Genomic DNA, 2254 nt, shown 5'->3' on the forward strand with positions numbered 1-2254 from the left:
AAGGGGGACGGCACCTGGGGCCGGCGGAGCCGTCCCTCGATGCCTTTGGGTTCGGGCACGTGCGCCGGATGCACCTCGGTTGAGAAGTCATCTGCTGACAAAAAAGCCCTGGTCGCGTTGCGCCAGGGCTTTTTCTTTGCCCGCTGCGCGCGGGCTTGAGGAAGCGCCTCAGTCGTCCAGCAGCGACAGGTCGCGCACTGCGCCCTTGTCGGCCGACATCACCAGCTTGGCGTAGGCCTTCAGGGCTGCCGACACCTTGCGTGGGCGCGGCTGTGCCGGCTTCCAGCCCTTGGCGTCCTGCGCTGCGCGGCGGCGCGCCAGCTCTTCGTCGCTCACCAGCACGTTGATGGTGCGGTTGGGGATGTCGATGCGGATGCGGTCGCCGTTCTGCACCAGGCCGATGGCGCCACCGGCGGCGGCTTCTGGCGAACAGTGGCCGATGGACAGGCCCGAGGTGCCGCCGGAGAAGCGGCCGTCGGTCAACAGCGCGCAGGCCTTGCCCAGGCCCTTGGACTTGATGTAGCTGGTCGGGTACAGCATCTCCTGCATGCCGGGGCCGCCCTTGGGGCCTTCGTAGCGCACCACCACCACGTCGCCGGCCTTCACCTGGTCGGCCAGGATGTTCTCCACCGCCTCGTCCTGGCTCTCGACCACGTGGGCCGGGCCTTCGAACACCAGGATGGAATCGTCCACACCTGCGGTCTTGACCACGCAGCCGTCGAGCGCGATGTTGCCGGTCAGCACCGCCAGGCCGCCCTCTTTCGAGAACGCGTGTTCGTAGGAGCGGATGCAACCTTCGGCGCGGTCGGTGTCCAGGCTCGGCCAGCGCGTGGACTGGCTGAACGCCACCTGCGTGGGCACACCGGCGGGGCCGGCCATGTAGAAGGTCTTCACCGCTTCGTCCTGCGTGCGCGTGATGTCCCATTGCGCCAGCGCGTCGCCCAGCGTGGGCGCGTGCACCGTGGGCACGTCGGTGTGCAGCTTGCCAGCACGCTCGAGCTCACCCAGGATGGCCATGATGCCGCCGGCGCGGTGCACGTCTTCGATGTGGTACTTGTTGGTGTTGGGCGCCACCTTGCACAACTGCGGCACGGTGCGAGAGAGGCGGTCGATGTCGGTCATGCCGAAATCAATCTCGGCCTCCTGCGCAATCGCCAGCAGGTGCAGGATGGTGTTGGTGGAGCCGCCCATGGCGATGTCCAGCGTGATCGCGTTCTCGAACGCCTTGAAGCCGACCGCGCGCGGCAGCAAGCGCTCGTTGTCCTGCTCGTAGTACTCGCGGCACAGCTCGACGATGCGGCGGCCGGCGCGCTTGAAGAGCTGCTCGCGGTCCGAGTGCGTGGCCACCACCGTGCCGTTGCCCGGCAGGGCCAGGCCCAGCGCCTCGGCCAGGCAGTTCATGGAGTTGGCGGTGAACATGCCCGAGCAGGAACCGCAGGTGGGGCAGGCGGAACGCTCCACCTCGGCCACCTCGGCATCGCTCACCTTGTCGTCGGCGGCCATCACCATGGCGTCGATCAGGTCGAGCTTCTTGAACTGGATGGTGGAGGTGCCGGGCACCGCCAGGCGCACCTTGCCCGCTTCCATCGGGCCACCGGAGACAAAGATCACCGGGATGTTCAGGCGCATCGCGGCCATCAGCATGCCGGGCGTGATCTTGTCGCAGTTGGAGATGCAGACCATGGCGTCGGCGCAGTGCGCGTTGACCATGTACTCGACCGAGTCCGCGATGATTTCGCGGCTGGGCAGCGAGTACAGCATGCCGTCGTGGCCCATGGCGATGCCGTCGTCCACCGCGATGGTGTTGAACTCCTTGGCCACACCGCCCGCGGCCTCGATCTCGCGCGCCACCAGCTGGCCCAGGTCCTTCAGGTGCACGTGGCCGGGCACGAACTGGGTGAAGGAGTTGACGACGGCAATGATGGGCTTGGAAAAGTCATCGTCTTTCATGCCGGTGGCGCGCCACAGGGAGCGCGCACCAGCCATGTTGCGACCGGCGGTGGAAGTTTTGGAACGGTAGACAGGCATCGTGGTGAAGTAGGAAGTTGCGCGGAGGGTGAGCCGGCCTCGGCGGTGGGGGCCTGGTGCGCGCCGGGGTACGCCGCGTCTTGGGCGGCGCATCGGCGGGCCGGGCAATTATCCCCCAGCGCCTGCGCGGCCCAGGCGGGCCGGCCCTTGCCGCCGGTTGGGCGCATTGCGGCCTGCGGCGCAGCAGAAAGCCTCAAGAAAACGCGGCAACCACCGAAATAGACAA

General features: G+C 67.5%; 1 protein-coding gene. It reads right to left on the bottom strand.

The genetic code is table 11. From position 1 onward, the window contains the following. Positions 1–168 precede the first annotated feature (168 nt). Complete coding sequence (ilvD, locus tag HPA01S_RS22345) at positions 169–2028, bottom strand: dihydroxy-acid dehydratase (protein WP_066273702.1); 1860 nt, start codon at positions 2026–2028, stop codon at positions 169–171. Between the last annotated feature and the right edge of the window lie 226 nt (positions 2029–2254).

The organism is Hydrogenophaga palleronii NBRC 102513, from assembly GCF_001571225.1.
Classification (GTDB): domain Bacteria; phylum Pseudomonadota; class Gammaproteobacteria; order Burkholderiales; family Burkholderiaceae_C; genus Hydrogenophaga; species Hydrogenophaga palleronii.